This is a genomic window from Kitasatospora sp. NPDC056651 (assembly GCF_042792155.1).
Taxonomy (GTDB): domain Bacteria; phylum Actinomycetota; class Actinomycetes; order Streptomycetales; family Streptomycetaceae; genus Kitasatospora.
This window is the reverse complement of record NZ_JBHTWX010000157.1, coordinates 1-14,771: the sequence shown is the minus strand read 5'-3', so window position 1 is coordinate 14,771 and position 14,771 is coordinate 1. Positions and strand designations below refer to the sequence as shown.

Genomic DNA, 14,771 nt, shown 5'->3' with positions numbered 1-14,771 from the left:
GTCTCGCTCCGCTACGGCGGCTGAACCCGGTGACGAGCGGCCCCCGGACGACCCGTCCGGGGGCCGCTCGTCATGCGTCCAGGACGAGTCGCAGCAGTTCGCGCAGCGACTCGCGCTGGTCGGCGCTCAGCCGGACCAGCGGATCACCGGCGAAGGGCGTCCGGGCGCGCAGGTCGGCGACGACCTCGCGGCCGGTGGCGGTGGCGGCGACCCGCTTGACGCGGCGGTCGCCCGGATCGACGCTGCGCTCGACCAGGCCCCGGGACTCCAGCCGGTCGACGATCACCGTCACGTTGGACGGCTCCGCGTGCAGCTTCTCGGCGATCCGGCGGGTCGGGACCGGCGATTCGGCGGCCTGCAGCGCCTTGGCCTGCGTCGCGGTGAGGTCGTGGACCGCGGCGGCGGCCTCGGACTCCCTGCCGTAGCGCCGGTTGATCGCCGCGAAGAGTCCGACGATCTCCTGGGTGAGGTCATCCGATGGGTGGGGCATGGCGACCAGGGTATCGGGGTGCTTGACAGCCTGAAATATCAGGCCACATAGTTATGAGCCATATTGGTTATGGTCCATAAGTGTATGGAGTACAGCGCGATGAGCGACAAGACCGTCCTGATCACCGGCACCTCCTCCGGCATCGGCCTGGCCACCGCCGTCGCCGCCGCACGCGGCGGCTGGCAGGTGATCGCCACCATGCGCGACACCGCGAAGGCCGGCCCACTGCTGGCCGCCGCCGAGGAGGCCGGGGTGGGCGTCGACGTCCGGGCGCTGGACGTGACCGAGCCCGACTCGGTCGCCGCCTGCCTGGCCGGCCTGGACCGGCTGGACGCGCTGGTCAACAACGCCGGCGCGGGCCACGTCGGCACCCTGGAGCGGGAGGGCCTGGACGACGTCCGCGCCGTCATGGAGGTCAACTTCTTCGGGGTGCTGAACGTCACCAAGGCCGCCCTGCCCCTGCTCCGGGCGAGCAGGGGCCGCCTGCTGACCGTGACCAGCGTCGGCGGCGTGGTCGGCCAGCCGTTCAACGAGGCCTACTGCGCCGCCAAGTTCGCGGTCGAGGGCTTCATGGAGTCGCTCGCACCGGTCGCGGCCACCACCGGCGTGTCCGTCAGCGTCGTCGAACCGGGCGCGGTGGCCAGCGAGTTCGTCCGCAACGTGGGCCTCGCGGACGACGCCGTCGAGCAGGCCGGCCCGTACGCCCCGGCGCTGACCGCCTACCTCGACCGCACCCGCGCCGCCTTCGCCGACGCGCAGCCGGCGGCGGAGGTGGCCGACCGGATCCTCGGCCTGCTCACCGCCGAGCGCCCCGCCTTCCGGCTGCTCACCTCCGGCGCCGCCCGGGGCTTCGCCGGGATCAAGCTCAAGGACCTCGACGGCTCGGCCGTGCAGGGCCTGACGGCCGGCTGGGTCAGCGCGTGACCACCCGGGCCGCGACGCCGGGCCGGGCCTCGCACACGTCCGGGACGCGACAGCCGGGCAGCGTCGCCGGGTGCGCCACCGCAGGCCCCTCGGCCCGGCGTTCGCGGTCGAGTTCGGCGCCCTCGCGCACCGCCCGGTAGACGGCGCGGGCCAGCCGGGAGCCCCAGACCGAGCGCGGGCCGCCGAACGGGTCGCCCGGGGTGCCCGCGCCGGGGGCGCGGACGGCCACGCAGACCGCGTCGGACGGGGTGCCCGAGCAGTCGTAGCCGGCGTCCAGCAGCGCCTGGACCTTGGCCTCGGTCGCGGTGGCCAGCAGGTTCACCAGACCGGCGTCCTCGACGGCGGCCGGCACCACGGCCAGGATGTTGATCGTCCCGGGCCGGTACGCGACCGCCGCCGCGGCCGGGTCGGCCGCCCAGAGCGCGACCCCGATCCCGGCGGTGACCAGCGCGGTGACACCGCCGTCCTCGGCCCGGGTGCAGTCGTCCACCTCGGCCGCCGTCATCAGCCCGACACCCGGGCCCACCAGCCCCTGCCCGGCGGCCAGTTCGGCCAGGTGCCCGGCCGGGTCCATCCGCGAATAGCCCGGCCGCACCTGGGCGTTGAGCACCCAGGCACGCTCCCCGAGCCCGCCGCCGAGCACCGCGCTGCTGACCATCCGCCAGCCGGGCCCGGCCCGCCACAGCAGCAGGTGGCGGCAGGCGCCGTCCTCCGCCCGCGCGGCCCGCTCCACCCGCACCCCGACGTCGTTCACGACCACTCCCCTTCCACCGGATACGGCACCCTGGTGCGCCGGTCCGGGTCGACCGCCAGCCGCTCCCCCGCGCTTCTTCGGCGCCGAGGACCCGGCCGAGGACGACGGCCGCCCGGCCCCCGACCTCCCTGGTGCTCCACGCGGAGCACGGCTTCAACGCCTCCACCTTCATCGCCCGGGTCGTCACCTCCGCCCTGTCCGACCTCTGCAGTGCCGTCACCGCCGCGATCGGCGCGCTCAAGGGCCCGCTGCACGTAGCGACCTCCGTATCGGAGCCTCCACGGCGGGGGTCGGCACGGCGGAGCAGGTCAGGAGGGCAGGGCGCAGGTGCCGACGGGCGGCGCCTGGTCCTCCTCCTGCCCGGGCCGCGTCACCTGCACGTTCTCCAGCAGCGCCTCGACCAGCTCGTCCAGGTCGAGGCGCTGCTCCACGGCCCGCAGGTGGCCGATCCGCGCCCCGGTGGTGACCTCCGGCGGGGCGAGCAGACTGCAGCAGTCCTCGTCCGGCAGCACGGAGATCTCGGCCGTGCCGAGCGCCCTGGCCTGGTCGATGATCTCCTGCTTCTCCCAGCCGACCAGCGGGCGCAGCACCGGCAGGGTGGCCGCCTGGTCCACCGCGGCCATGTTGGCCAGGGTCTGGCTCGCCACCTGCCCCAGGCTGTCGCCGGTCACCAGCGCCTGCGCTCCGGTGGCGGCGGCCAGCGCCGAGGCGGTGCGGACCATGAGCCGGCGCTGGGCGACCACCTGGAGCCGTCCGGCGCCCGCGATGGCCAGCTGCTTCTGGGCCTTGCCGAGCGCGATGACGTGCAGGGCGCCGGGCGGCTGGTAGCGGTTGAGTTCGCGGGCCAAGGCGTAGGCCTTGTACACCGACGCGGGGTTGGTGTAAGGCGCGCCGCTGAAGTGCACGAAGTCGCAGGCCAGGCCGCGCCGCATGGCCCGGTGGGCGGCCACCGGCGAGTCGTACCCGCCGGACAGCAGCACCAGGGCGCGGCCGCTGGAGCCCACCGGCAGCCCGCTCAGTCCGGGGTGGCGCTCGGCGGAGAGGAAGGTCTCGTGGCGGTCGATCTCCACGGACAGGGTGACGTCGGGCGCGGTCAGGTCCACCCGCAGGCCGGGCACCCGCGGCTGGAGCAGGGCGCCGAGCTCCCGCTCCAGCTGGGAGGAGGTCAGCGGGAAGGCCTTGTCGCGCCGCTTGGCGCGCACGGCGAAACCGGTGGCGGCCCGCCCCGCGCACGCGGCCCGCAGCACCTCCAGCCCGTTCGCCTCGATCGACTCCATCGTGCTGGGCACGCGCAGCGCCGGCTCCACGGAGCTGAAGCCGATCACGGTGCGTGCCCTCTCGACCAGGGCCTCGACGGGCACCTGTCCGCCGAGCACGGTGAGGCTGTGCGGGGTTCGGATCCAGGTGGAGCCGCCCACCCCGCGCAGCGCCGACCGCAGGTTGTCCTCCAGGCGCTTCACGAACGCGCGCCGGTTGCGGCCCTTCAGGGCGACCTCGCCGTGCTTGAGGAGCACGCAGTGGCCGTAGGGTTCGGTGCCGCCGCGCGGAGCGGGCAGGCGGGTGTCGTCGGTCGGGTGGTCCATCCGGAAGTCCCAGTGTCGTCGTTTCGGTGTCGTCGGCACCATCCATCGTGCCGGACGGACCGCGGCGGGAGCCGCGGGGGGCCTGCTGCCGGGGGCACCCACCTGGGCGCGAGTCGCCGGCGCACGGTCGCCGGGGGGGGGGGGCGCGGGGGGGGGCGGGCCCCCCCCCCCCCCCCCGGGGGGGGGCGGGGGGTGGGCGCGGCGCCCGCCCCGCTCCCGTCAGCCGGCCTCCGTCAGCCCGCCAGTTCCTCGCGCAGCACCCGGGCCGCGCCGACCAGGCTGTCGAGGGAGGCGCGGGTCTCCGGCCAGCCGCGGGTCTTCAGCCCGCAGTCGGGGTTGACCCAGAGCCGCTCGGCGGGGATCGCCGCGAGACCGGCCCGCAGCAGCTCGACGGCCTCCTCGGTGCTGGGCACCCGCGGGGAGTGGATGTCCCAGACGCCGGGGCCGACCTCACGCGGGTAGCCCGCCTCGGCGAGTTCGCCGGCCACCTCCATGTGCGAGCGGGTCGCCTCCAGGGAGATGACGTCCGCGTCGAGCTCGTCGATCGCCGTCATGACGGCGCCGAACTCGGCGTAGCACATGTGGGTGTGGATCTGGGTGTCCGCCCGCACGCCCGAGGTGGCCAGCCGGAAGGCCTCGGTGGCCCAGTCCAGGTAGGCCGGGCGGGCGGCGGCGCGCAGCGGGAGGGTCTCGCGCAGCGCCGGCTCGTCCACCTGGACGACGGCCGCGCCCGCCGCCTCCAGGTCGGTGACCTCGTCCCGCAGGGCGAGGGCGACCTGTCGGGCGGTGTCGGCCTGCGGCTGGTCGTCGCGGACGAAGGACCAGGCGAGCATGGTGACCGGGCCGGTCAGCATGCCCTTGACCGGGCGCCGGGTCAGGCCCTGCGCGTAGCCGAACCACTCGGTGGTCATCGGGTGCGGGCGGGAGATGTCTCCGGCCAGGACCGGCGGGCGAACGTACCGGGTGCCGTAGGACTGCACCCAGCCGTGCCGGGTGGCCAGGTAGCCGGTGAGCTGCTCGGCGAAGTACTGGACCATGTCGTTGCGCTCGGGCTCGCCGTGCACCAGGACGTCCAGACCGGCCTTCTCCTGGTAGGCGATGACCTCGCGGACCTCGGCCTCCATCCGCTCCCGGTAGGCCGCCGCGTCGATCCTCCCGGCGTTCAGGTCGGCGCGTGCGATGCGCAGTTCGGTGGTCTGCGGGAAGGAGCCGATGGTGGTGGTCGGCAGCAGCGGCAGGCCGAGCCGGGCGTGCTGGGCCTCGGCCCGCCGAGGGTAGGCCTGGGCGCGGCGGGTGTCGTCGGCGGTGACGGCGGCGGCCCGGGCGCGGACCGCCGGGTCGTGGGTGATCGGGGAGTTGACGCGGGAGGCGAGGTCGGCGCGGTTGGCGGCGAGCTCGGCCGTGACGGCGCCGGTGCCCTCGCGCAGGGCCCGGGCGAGCAGGGCGGCCTCGCGCGCCTTCTGCTTGGCGAAGGCCAGCCAGCGCGCGATCTGCGGGTCGATGTCGCGCTCGGCGGCGGCGTCGATCGGCACGTGCAGCAGCGAGCAGGCCGGCGCCACGTCGACGGTGTCCGCGAGGCCCAGCAGGGTGGCCAGGGTCGCGAGGGACTTCTCCAGGTCGTTGATCCAGATGTTGCGGCCGTCGATCACCCCGGCCACCAGCCGCTTGCCGGGCAGCCCGCCCACCGCGGCGAGGTCCTCCAGGTTCGCGGCGGCGGGGCCGGTGAAGTCCAGCGCCAGACCCTCGACCGGGGACTTGGCCAGCACCGCCAGCGCCTCGCCGAGCCGGTCGAAGTAGCTCGCGACCAGCAGCTTGGGCCGCTCGGTGAGGGCGCCCAGCTCACGGAGGGCGCGGGCGGCCGCGTTCAGCTCCGCCGGGGTGCGGTCCTGCACCAGCGCGGGCTCGTCCAGCTGCGTCCACTCGGCACCGGCGTCCTTCAGCGCGGCGAGCAGTTCCGCGTAGACCGGCAGCAGCCGGTCCAGCAGGGTGATCGGCTGGAAGTCGGCCGCCACCCCGGGGGCCGGCTTGGCCAGCAGCAGGTAGGTCACCGGCCCCACCAGCACCGGCCGGGCGGTGTGGCCGAGCGCGAGGGCCTCCTCGAACTCGGCGACGGCCTTGGCCGGGTTCGCGACGAACACCGTGTCCGGGCCCAACTCCGGCACCAGGTAGTGGTAGTTGGTGTCGAACCACTTGGTCATCTCCAGCGGTGCGACGTCCTGGGTGCCGCGCGCCATCGCGAAGTACCCGTCCAGCGGGTCGGCGTCGACGGCCTCCCGGTGCCGCGCGGGGATCGCGCCGACCGCCACGGTGGTGTCCAGCACGTGGTCGTAGAGGGAGAAGTCGCCGGTCGGCACCTCCGCCACCCCGGCCTCGGCGGACTGCGCCCAGTTCGTCCGGCGCAGCTCGGCGGCGGTGGCCAGCAACGCCTCGGCCGTGACCGTGCCCTTCCAGTACCCCTCGATCGCCTTCTTCAGTTCCCGGTGACGGCCCTGCCGGGGGTAGCCGTACGCGGTGGCCACGGACGCCGCGGCTGCGGACTTCGCTGTCAAGGGACTCTCCTTCGCGAGCCTGAATCCTCAAGTGCCCGGTGACGGCACGAGGACGCGAAGGGATGACGGACCTGACGGACGTCCGCACCCGTGCACGGCTCCGCCCGGTATGGTCGCCGACCCGCCCACGAGGTCACCGGATGGCCGCGCGCGAACGGTCGCGCACGGGCAGTGGCAGGTCTTCGGACTCGCGGGCGCGCCCTCCCCGGCCTGAACCAGGGGTGGACACCTACTGGCCGTCGCTTCCCAGACCCGTCCCGGGTCCAGTGCGTATGACGGCGGTCGTTCCCACTCACCGCTGCGGGGCAGTCCCGGACTGGCCAGTCGAAAGGCGTCACCGGGTTCCCTCTTGCGACGCCCCGCCTGGCGGGCGGGGCGAACCAGCTGCGCCGCCAGCTTAGGGGCAAACCACCGTGGCCGAGGCGGAAATCTCGAAAGGCGTCTGCATGGTGAGACGTCGCGGCCGCGCGCGGCTACTCGGCCGAGCCCCCGAGCGGCCGGTCGGCGTCGCCCTCCGGGGCCAGTTCCGGTACCGGGTGGGGCTTGCCCTCGGAGTCGACCGCCACGAAGACCAGTTGCGCCGTCGCCACCCTGGTGACGGGCCCGGCGAGGTTCCACCGCTCCGAGGTCACCACCACCGACACGTCCATCGAGGTCCGCCCGGCGCGGCCGACCCGGGCGCGGACGGTGAGGAGGTCCCCCGCCTTGACGGGCGCCAGGAACGACATCTCCCGGACCGAGACGGTGACCGCGGGAACGCCGGCGTGCCGGCCCGCGGCGGCGGCCGCCGCGTCGTCGATCAGCTTCATCATCACGCCGCCGTGCACCGTCCCGTAGAGGTTGGTGTCGTGGTCGCTCATGATGTGCGCGAGGGTGACCGCCGAGTCGGCCGGGGTGCGGGAGAGGACGGAGGGACTGGTCACAGCGACGGCCCGCCCGTCATGGCGCCGTGGGAACCGTGGTCGGCGTTCCGCTGCACGGAACTCTCCTTCGTGAGGTCGCGCGCCCCGGGCGTGCCGAGGAGCGGGCAGCCGTCCGTATACGGTCCACCCGCACCGTCGGCCCGACTCGGGGTCGTGGTGGGACCGCGGGCCACCACGGCACGCGGGCAGCGGCAGGTCTTCGGACTCGCGGGCACGCCCTCCCGGCCGGAACCGGGGACGGACGCCCACCGGCCGTCGCTTCCCGGCCCCGTTGCCGGGCCCGGTGCACGGGACGGCGGTCGCTCCCGCTCACCGCTGCGGGGCGGTCCCGGACCGGCCAGTCGAAAGGCGTCACCGGGTTCCCTCTTGCGACGCCCCGCCTGGCGGGCGGGGCGAACCAGCTGCCCCGCCAGCTTACGTCCATCCGCGCAGCTCACGGCCACCGCCCACCTCTTCGGTCGGTCCACGCACGACCCCTGGGGCCGCGCGCCCGGGCGGACGGCAGAATGTCCCCATGCGGCACATCTACGTCATCGGCATCGGCGCGGGCGACCCCGACCACCTCACCCTGCAGGCGGTCAAGGCGATCGCCCGCACCGACGTCTTCTTCGTCCTCGACAAGAGCGAGGAGCGACAGGACCTGATCCGGCTGCGCCGCCGGATGCTGGCCGACCACGGCCGGCCCGGGCACCGCGTGGTCGAGGTGCCGGACGCGGAGCGCGACCGCACCACCCCCGCGTACGCGGCCGCCGTGGACGACTGGCGGGTGCGCCGCGCCGACCTGGTCGAGCGTCTGGTCGCCGAACACCTCGGCCCGGACGAGCGCGCCGCGTTCCTGGTCTGGGGCGACCCGGCCCTCTACGACAGCGTCATCGCGGTGGTGGAGGACGTGTCGGCCCGGGGCGGGGCGCCGTTCGAGTACGAGGTGGTCCCGGGCATCAGCAGCGTGTCCGCGCTCGCCGCCCGGCACCGCACCACGCTGACCAGGGTCGGCCGCCCGGTGCAGATCACCACCGGGCGCCGCCTGGCCGAGGGGTTTCCCGAGGGGGTGGACGACGTGGTGGTGATGCTCGACGGCCGGGCCGCCTTCACCGAGATCGACCCCGAGGGGCTGGACATCCACTACGGCGCCTACCTCGGCACCCCCGACGAGGTGCTGGTCTCCGGGCCGCTCGCCGAGACCGCCCCGCGGATCCGCGAGGTGCGGGAGCGGGCCCGCGAGCGCAAGGGCTGGATCATGGACACCTACCTGCTCCGGCGCTCGGGCGACTGACCGGACGCGGCACCGGCGAGCGGGGCGGGAGGTTCCCTCCCGCCCCCTCGGGGGGATATCCCCACCGTCCTCGCACCCGCTGCCCTGATGGCCCGGTGGATCTTGGAGAGCAAGGCTGAAGGCATCCGGAAACTCCGGTTCCAAGGAGGATGTCTGATGTTCAGTCGGAACCCCGTACGGCGTCGCGCGGCCCGCGTCGCGGCCGTCTCCGTGCTCGCCGTGGGACTCACCGCCGTGACGGTCGGCAGTGCCGGGGCGATCGTCAACGGGACGGACGCCACGCAGCGCTATCCGTTCATGGCCTCGGTCCCGGTGTCGGCCCCGGGCCTGGACGACGGCGTCTGCGGTGCCTCGTTGATCGACCGCCAGTGGGTGCTGACGGCGGCCCACTGCGTCGACCCGAACCTGGTCACGCCCACCGGGACCGTCCGGATCGGCAGCTCCGAGCGCAGGTCCGGCGGCACCGTCCGCGCCGTCGCCGGCACGTTCACCCACCCCGGCTACCGGCAGGGAGGGGGCGCCGGGCCCAACCTGAACGACGTCGCGCTGATCCGTCTGGACCGCCCGGTGAAGGAACGGCCCGTTCCCGTCGCCGAGCGGCCCGGTGTCCCCGGCACCCCGACCCGGCTGCTCGGCTTCGGCACCGTCGTCGACACCGACGATCTCGGCGGCCTGCGGTTCCCCGACCACCTCCAGCAGCTGGACACCCGCCGGGCGGCCGAATCCGAGTGCGACCCGGGCTACGCCGACCCCACCCGGCTGTGCACCGTCAGCCGGGTCCCGCGGGCGATGGCCTGCTTCGGCGACTCCGGCGGGCCGCAGATCCAGCGCGGCCGGGGCGGGCGGTGGGAACTCATCGGCGTCACCTCCGGCCCGGGCATCGGCGGGCATGTCCCGTGCGCCTCCGGCCCCGGCCTCTACAGCAGCGCACCCGCCTTCGCCGACTGGATCCGCGCGACCGTCCGCGCGAACAGCTGACCCGCTACGACCCGCGCGCGGCGCGCCGCCCCGGAGGTGGGGCGGCGCACCCGGGCGACACCGTCAGCGGTCGGTGAACTCCGGCGGGCGCCTCTCGGCGAAGGCCGTCATCCCCGGTCCCAGGCCGCGAACGCTGCCACGATTTCGGTCATCAGCCGGGTGTTGAGCGCGTTGAGCACCTTCGGCCGGTCGAGCGTGATCAGCCCCACCCGCCCCCTGCGCTCGGCCGGGATCGTCTCGTAGCCGGTCACTCGCCGTCCTCCCTCAGGGTGGTGATGATCGCGGAGAAGTCCAGCCCGCCCGCCTCGCCCTGGGCGAAGGCGGCGTACGACTCCGCTGCCCGGCGCCCGAATTCGGCCGGGACGGCGCAGGCGGTGGCGGCGTCGGCGGCCAGCCCGAGGTCCTTGGCCATCAGGGCGGCGGCGAACCCGGCCGCGTACTCCCGGTTCGCCGGGCTGGCCGGGACCGGCCCGGGGACCGGGCAGTTGGTGGTGAGTGCCCAGCACTGGCCGGAGGCGGTGGCGGCGACATCGAAGAGGGCCTGGTGACTGAGCCCCAGGCTCTCCCCGAGGACGAAGGCCTCGCTCACCGCGATCATCGACACCCCGAGGATCATGTTGTTGCAGAGCTTCGCGGCCTGCCCGGCACCGGCCGGGCCGCAGTGCACCACCTTGCGGCCCATGGCCGCCAACACCGGCTCCACCTCGGCGAACTCGCCGTCGGAGCCGCCCACCATGAAGGTCAGGCTCGCGGCCTCGGCCCCGGGCACCCCGCCGGAGACCGGCGCGTCCACCGCCCGGTGTCCGGCGGTGCGGGCGAGGTCGGCGGCGATCCGGGCGTCGCCGACCGCGATGGTGGAGCAGTCCACGAACAGCGCGCCACTGGGCGCCGCCTCCGTCAACTCCCGGTAGGTCTCCAGGACATGGCGTCCGGCCGGGAGCATGGTGACGACCGCCTCGGCCGCCGCCACCGCCGCCGCGGCCGAGCCGGCCACGGTCACGCCGTGCCCGGCCGCCCGGTCCCGGGCCACGTCCGACAGGTCGTAGCCGGTCACCCGGTGCCCGGCCTTGACCAGGTTGGCGGCCATCGGGCCGCCCATGTTGCCCAGTCCGACGAATCCGATGCTGTGGGTCACCAGCGCTCCAGGGGTGAGGTGGCGGCGAGCCCGAGTTCACGCTCGCCGAGCGGGGCGAAGTAGCGGGCCACCGCGGCGGGTTCGACGGCGTTCAGCGCCGCCGGGCGCCAGCGTGGCGACCGGTCCTTGTCGATCACCTGAGCCCGGATGCCCTCGGCGAGGTCCGGCGTGGCGAGCGCCGCGCAGGAGGTGCGGTACTCCTGGTCCAGCACCGCCTCCAGCGGGCCGACCGAGCGGGCCCGGCGCAGCGCGGTCAGCGTGGCCTTCACCGCGGTCGGGGAGTTGGCGGTGATCCGGTCCGCGGCCTTCTTCGCCTCGGGCTCCCCGCTGTCCCGGAGGCGGTCGAGGATCTCCTCCACCGTGCCGGCCGCGTAGCAGTGGTCGATCCAGCCGCGCTGCCCGGCCAGCACGCCGCCCGGCGAGGCCCCGACGTGTCGGCGCAGCGCGTCGTGCACGGTCAGCTCGGCCAGGTCGTCCAGCAGCGCCGGGAGCCGCTCGGCGGACACGAAGTGGTCGGCGAGCCCGCACAGCAGCGCGTCAGCGGCGCCGACGGAGCCGGCGGTCAGGGCGAGGTGGGTGCCGAGCTCGCCGGGGGCGAGCGCGAGCAGGTAGGTGCCGCCGACGTCGGGGACGAAGCCGATGCCGGCCTCCGGCAGGGCGACCCGGGTCGTCTCGGTGACGATCCGGACGCTGCCGTGGGCGGAGACGCCGACGCCGCCGCCCATCACGATGCCGCCCATCAGCGCGACGTAGGGCTTGGGGTAGCGGGCGATCCGGGCGTTGAGGCGGTACTCGTCCCGCCAGAACTCCTCGACGGCGCCCGGGTCCCCGCCGGTGGCGGCGCGGTGGATGGCCACGATGTCGCCGCCCGCGCAGAAGGCCCGCTCACCGGCCCCGCTGACGACGACGGTCTCGACCCGGTCGTCCCGCTCCCACGCCTCCAGGGCCTCGGACATCCGTCGCACCATGGTGTGGGTGAGGGCGTTCAGGGCCGCCGGCCGGTTGAGGACGAGCAGGCCGGTGCGGCCCTCGCGCTGGACGATGACCTCGTCGGGCTCCCGGCCGGCCATCACGCGGCCCCCGTCAGGCCGCGGGCGACGATGACGCGCATGATCTCGTTGGTTCCTTCCAGGATCTGGTGCACCCGCAGGTCGCGGACGGTCTTCTCGATGCCGTACTCGGCCAGGTAGCCGTAGCCGCCGTGGAGTTGGAGCGCGGCGTTGGCGACTTCGAAACCGGTGTCGGTGGCGTACCGCTTGGCCATCGCGCACAGCTGCGGCGCCCGGGGGTCGCCCCGGTCCAGGGCGGTCGCCGCCCGCCACAGCAGCGAGCGGGCCGCTTCCAGCTCGGTCGCCATGTCGGCCAGCCGGAACTGGAGGGCCTGGGCGTGCAGCAGCCGGGCGCCGAACGCCTCGCGGTCCGCGAGGTAGCCGGTGGCCCGCTCCAGGGCGTCCTGCGCGCCGCCGAGGGAGCAGGCGGCGATGCCGAGGCGCCCGCCGTTCAGCCCGCTCATGGCGATCCGGAAGCCCTCGCCTTCCCCGCCGAGCAGCCGGTCGGCGGGCAGCCGGACGCCGTCCAGCAGCACCTGCCGGGTGGGCTGGGCGTTCCAGCCCATCTTCTTCTCGTTCGGCCCGAACGAGACCCCGGCGTCGTCCCGTTCGACGACGAACGCGGAGACTCCGCGCGCCCCCGGACCGCCGGTGCGCGCCATCACGACGTACACCTGGGCGGCGCCCGCGCCGGAGATGAACTGCTTGACGCCGTCCAGCACCCAGTGGTCGCCGTCCTGGCGGGCCCGGGTGGTGAGCGCGGCGGCGTCCGAGCCCGCGCCCGGCTCGGTCAGGCAGTAGCTGCCGAGGTGTTCGGCCGAGCAGAGCGCGGGCAGCCACCGGGCGCGCTGGGCCTGGCTGCCGTACCGGTCGATCATCCAGCCGACCATGTTGTGGATGGACAGGTAGGCGGCGATGGACGGGCAGCCGGTCGCCAGCGCCTCGAAGACCAGCACGCCGTCGGCGCGGGTGAGTTCGGAGCCACCCGCGTCCTCGCGGACGTACACGCCGCCCAGGCCGAGCCCGGCGGCCTTGCGCAGGACGTCCACCGGGAAGTGCTTGGTCTGGTCCCACTCCACCGCGTACGGTGCCAGGCAGCCGGCCGCGAAGTCCCGGACGGCGGCCACGATGGCGAACTGATCATCCGTCAGGTCATTGGTGTGCACGGCGTTCACCCCATCGTCGGCATGGTGAAGCTCGCGCCCTCCTTGACCCCGGAGGGCCAGCGCGAGGTGACGGTCCGGGTGCGGGTGTAGAAGCGGATCGAGTCCGGCCCGTGCTGGTTGAGGTCGCCGAAGGCGGAGCGCTTCCAGCCGCCGAAGGTGTGGTGGGCGATCGGCACCGGGATCGGCACGTTGACCCCGACCATGCCGGTGTTCACCCGGCGGGCGAAGTCCCGGGCGGTGTCGCCGTCCCGGGTGTAGATGGCCACGCCGTTGCCGAACTCGTGCTCGCTGGGCAGCCGCAGCGCCTCCTCGTAGTCGGCGGCGCGGACCACGGTGAGCACCGGGCCGAAGATCTCCTCGCGGTGGATCCGCATGCCGGGGGTGACCCGGTCGAACAGCGAGGCGCCCAGGAAGTAGCCGCCCTCGTGGCCCTCCAGGGTGAAGTCACGTCCGTCCACGACGAGTTCGGCGCCCTCCTCGACGCCGGTGTCCAGGTAGCCGCGGACCCGGGCGAGCGCGTCGGCGCCGACCAGCGGGCCGAAGTCCGCCGCCGGGTCGTCCGAGCGGCCGACCTTCAGCGCGGCGATCCGCTCGACCAGCTTGGCCACCAGGGCGTCCGCGGTCACCTCCCCCACCGGGACGGCCACCGAGATCGCCATGCACCGCTCGCCGGCCGAGCCGTACCCGGCGCCGATCAGCGCGTCGGCGGCCTGGTCGAGATCGGCGTCCGGCATCACGATCAGGTGGTTCTTGGCGCCGCCGAAGCACTGCGCCCGCTTCCCGTGCGCGGCGGCGGTGGCGTACACGTACTGCGCGATCGGCGTCGATCCGACGAAGCCGACGGCTTGGACGCGCGGGTCCTCCAGCAGGGTGTCCACGGCCTCCTTGCCGCCGTTGACCACGTTGAGCACGCCCGGCGGCAGCCCGGCCTCCAGGAACAGTTCGGCCAGCCGCAGCGGCACCGAGGGGTCGCGCTCGGAGGGCTTGAGCACGAAGGCGTTGCCGCAGGCCAGCGCGGGTGCGGTCTTCCAGAGCGGGATCATCGCCGGGAAGTTGAACGGGGTGATGCCCGCGACCACGCCCAGCGGCTGGCGCATCGAGTACACGTCGATGCCGGTGCCGGCGTTGTCGCTGAACTCGCCCTTCAGCAGGTGCGGGATGCCGGCGGCGAACTCCACGACCTCCAGGCCGCGTTGGATGTCCCCGTGGGCGTCGGCCACGGTCTTGCCGTGCTCGGCGGAGAGCAGCCGGGCGAGTTCCTCCTTCTCCCGCTCGACCAGTCGCAGGAAGCGCAGCAGCACCCGGGCCCGCCGCTGCGGGTTCCAGGCCGCCCACTCGGGCTGCGCCTGTGCCGCGTCGGCGATCACCGCCTCGACCTCGGCCCGGTCGGCCAGCGGCACCCGGGCCTGCACCCGGCCGGTGTTGGGGTCGAAGACGTCCCCGTACCGGCCGGACGTCCCGGCGGTGTGCTTGCCGCCGACGAAGTGGGTCAGTTCACGGACCATCGGTTCCTTCTCTCATCGGAGGTGGGAGAGGAGGAATGGAGCGCACCGCCGCGCACGCGTGCCGATGCGTCGGCCTACGACGGGCAGTAGTTGACGAACCGTCAGGGGCGATGGGCCCCGACGGTCGAGAGCACGGCAGCGGAACGGGAACAGCGGCCCGGAGTCATGCGTGTCGTCTCCATCCTCGTGGAAAACACGAACCACCCGCGGCCGGTATCCTGACTCCCGGATCCACGCCCGCCCCCTGGCCTTCCCGGCTGGCTGCCAGTGGCCCCTGTCGCATGAGGACGGACTCCCCGGTCACAGTGGCGGGACCGTGCCGGACTCACACCGGCTTCCCTGACACCGCGGACCTGCCGTCGACCATATAGTTGGACGTCCTAGTAAGTCCAGAGGTCCACGCGCGAGTCCCGGCGCACGGCCGCGCACCGGCCGCCGCGGC

12 protein-coding genes, 2 pseudogenes and 3 riboswitches are annotated in these 14,771 nt (G+C 74.4%); of the genes and pseudogenes, 4 read left to right on the top strand and 10 right to left on the bottom strand.

Annotation, left to right across the window (positions count from 1 at the left end; all coding sequences use genetic code 11):
• Nucleotides 1-70 precede the first annotated feature (70 nt).
• Nucleotides 71-490, bottom strand: coding sequence for a MarR family winged helix-turn-helix transcriptional regulator (locus tag ACFRAR_RS36325; RefSeq protein WP_380704275.1), 420 nt, complete (start codon nucleotides 488-490; stop codon nucleotides 71-73).
• Nucleotides 491-589: 99 nt separating this feature from the next.
• On the opposite strand from ACFRAR_RS36325, the gene ACFRAR_RS36320 reads away from it, so the two are divergent.
• Nucleotides 590-1,414 carry an SDR family oxidoreductase gene (locus tag ACFRAR_RS36320; RefSeq protein ID WP_380704273.1) on the top strand — a complete coding sequence of 275 codons (825 nt, stop codon included), beginning with the start codon at nucleotides 590-592 and terminating at the stop codon, nucleotides 1,412-1,414.
• Here the strand turns inward: ACFRAR_RS36320 and ACFRAR_RS36315 are convergent.
• A complete protein-coding gene (locus tag ACFRAR_RS36315; RefSeq protein WP_380704271.1) occupies nucleotides 1,404-2,174 on the bottom strand; it encodes an adenosylcobinamide amidohydrolase in 771 nt (256 codons plus the stop codon). The genes ACFRAR_RS36320 and ACFRAR_RS36315 overlap by 11 nt on opposite strands.
• Nucleotides 2,175-2,293: 119 nt before the next feature.
• On the opposite strand from ACFRAR_RS36315, the pseudogene ACFRAR_RS36310 reads away from it, so the two are divergent.
• Nucleotides 2,294-2,422, top strand: a pseudogene (locus tag ACFRAR_RS36310) (citrate/2-methylcitrate synthase); the annotation flags it as partial.
• Nucleotides 2,423-2,476: 54 nt separating this feature from the next.
• On the opposite strand, the gene thiI reads toward ACFRAR_RS36310, so the two are convergent.
• From thiI to ACFRAR_RS36295, 3 genes are all read right to left on the bottom strand, one after another.
• A complete protein-coding gene (thiI, locus tag ACFRAR_RS36305; RefSeq protein WP_380704269.1) occupies nucleotides 2,477-3,751 on the bottom strand; it encodes a tRNA uracil 4-sulfurtransferase ThiI in 1,275 nt (424 codons plus the stop codon).
• 233 nt (nucleotides 3,752-3,984) lie between these two features.
• Nucleotides 3,985-6,300 carry a 5-methyltetrahydropteroyltriglutamate--homocysteine S-methyltransferase gene (gene metE, locus ACFRAR_RS36300; protein WP_380704267.1) on the bottom strand — a complete coding sequence of 772 codons (2,316 nt, stop codon included), beginning with the start codon at nucleotides 6,298-6,300 and terminating at the stop codon, nucleotides 3,985-3,987.
• 176 nt (nucleotides 6,301-6,476) lie between these two features.
• Nucleotides 6,477-6,651: riboswitch (cobalamin riboswitch) on the bottom strand.
• A gap of 122 nt (nucleotides 6,652-6,773) precedes the next feature.
• Nucleotides 6,774-7,223 carry an acyl-CoA thioesterase gene (locus tag ACFRAR_RS36295; protein ID WP_380704265.1) on the bottom strand — a complete coding sequence of 150 codons (450 nt, stop codon included), beginning with the start codon at nucleotides 7,221-7,223 and terminating at the stop codon, nucleotides 6,774-6,776.
• 193 nt (nucleotides 7,224-7,416) lie between these two features.
• Nucleotides 7,417-7,591: riboswitch (cobalamin riboswitch) on the bottom strand.
• Between the two features lie 146 nt (nucleotides 7,592-7,737).
• Between ACFRAR_RS36295 and cobF the strand changes: the two genes are divergently transcribed.
• Together cobF and ACFRAR_RS36285 are read left to right on the top strand one after the other, a co-directional pair.
• Nucleotides 7,738-8,496 carry a precorrin-6A synthase (deacetylating) gene (gene cobF, locus ACFRAR_RS36290; RefSeq protein WP_380704263.1) on the top strand — a complete coding sequence of 253 codons (759 nt, stop codon included), beginning with the start codon at nucleotides 7,738-7,740 and terminating at the stop codon, nucleotides 8,494-8,496.
• Nucleotides 8,497-8,652: 156 nt separating this feature from the next.
• Nucleotides 8,653-9,474, top strand: a complete 822-nt coding sequence (locus ACFRAR_RS36285; protein WP_380704261.1) for a S1 family peptidase — start codon at nucleotides 8,653-8,655, stop codon at nucleotides 9,472-9,474.
• A 113-nt stretch (nucleotides 9,475-9,587) separates the two neighbouring features.
• Here ACFRAR_RS36285 and ACFRAR_RS36280 read toward each other — a convergent pair.
• The 5 genes and pseudogenes from ACFRAR_RS36280 to ACFRAR_RS36260 form a co-directional block, all read right to left on the bottom strand.
• Nucleotides 9,588-9,725 (bottom strand): annotated as a pseudogene (locus ACFRAR_RS36280) (enoyl-CoA hydratase); the annotation flags it as partial.
• A complete protein-coding gene (mmsB, locus tag ACFRAR_RS36275) occupies nucleotides 9,722-10,609 on the bottom strand; it encodes a 3-hydroxyisobutyrate dehydrogenase (protein ID WP_380704259.1) in 888 nt (295 codons plus the stop codon). The pseudogene ACFRAR_RS36280 and the gene mmsB, both read right to left, overlap by 4 nt.
• Nucleotides 10,606-11,679: an enoyl-CoA hydratase/isomerase family protein gene (locus ACFRAR_RS36270; RefSeq protein ID WP_380704257.1), complete on the bottom strand. Its 1,074-nt coding sequence runs from the start codon at nucleotides 11,677-11,679 to the stop codon at nucleotides 10,606-10,608. Before ACFRAR_RS36270 ends, mmsB begins: the two co-directional genes overlap by 4 nt.
• A complete protein-coding gene (locus tag ACFRAR_RS36265) occupies nucleotides 11,679-12,833 on the bottom strand; it encodes an acyl-CoA dehydrogenase family protein (protein WP_380704255.1) in 1,155 nt (384 codons plus the stop codon). The genes ACFRAR_RS36270 and ACFRAR_RS36265 overlap by 1 nt, the downstream gene beginning before the upstream one ends.
• Nucleotides 12,830-14,329 (bottom strand): CoA-acylating methylmalonate-semialdehyde dehydrogenase, encoded by a 1,500-nt coding sequence (locus ACFRAR_RS36260; RefSeq protein ID WP_380704253.1) that lies wholly within the window; start codon nucleotides 14,327-14,329, stop codon nucleotides 12,830-12,832. The genes ACFRAR_RS36265 and ACFRAR_RS36260 overlap by 4 nt, the downstream gene beginning before the upstream one ends.
• A gap of 190 nt (nucleotides 14,330-14,519) precedes the next feature.
• A riboswitch (cobalamin riboswitch) is annotated at nucleotides 14,520-14,712 on the bottom strand.
• Nucleotides 14,713-14,771 lie beyond the last annotated feature (59 nt).

Excerpts from the sequence above, each read along its gene's own strand:
- ACFRAR_RS36325 (WP_380704275.1), bottom strand. The coding sequence starts at position 490 with ATGCCCCACCCATCGGATGACCTCACCCAGGAGATCGTCGGACTCTTC.
- ACFRAR_RS36320 (WP_380704273.1), top strand. The coding sequence starts at position 590 with ATGAGCGACAAGACCGTCCTGATCACCGGCACCTCCTCCGGCATCGGC.
- thiI (WP_380704269.1), bottom strand. The coding sequence starts at position 3,751 with ATGGACCACCCGACCGACGACACCCGCCTGCCCGCTCCGCGCGGCGGC.
- cobF (WP_380704263.1), top strand. The coding sequence starts at position 7,738 with ATGCGGCACATCTACGTCATCGGCATCGGCGCGGGCGACCCCGACCAC.
- ACFRAR_RS36285 (WP_380704261.1), top strand. The coding sequence starts at position 8,653 with ATGTTCAGTCGGAACCCCGTACGGCGTCGCGCGGCCCGCGTCGCGGCC.
- ACFRAR_RS36270 (WP_380704257.1), bottom strand. The coding sequence starts at position 11,679 with ATGGCCGGCCGGGAGCCCGACGAGGTCATCGTCCAGCGCGAGGGCCGC.
- ACFRAR_RS36260 (WP_380704253.1), bottom strand. The coding sequence starts at position 14,329 with ATGGTCCGTGAACTGACCCACTTCGTCGGCGGCAAGCACACCGCCGGG.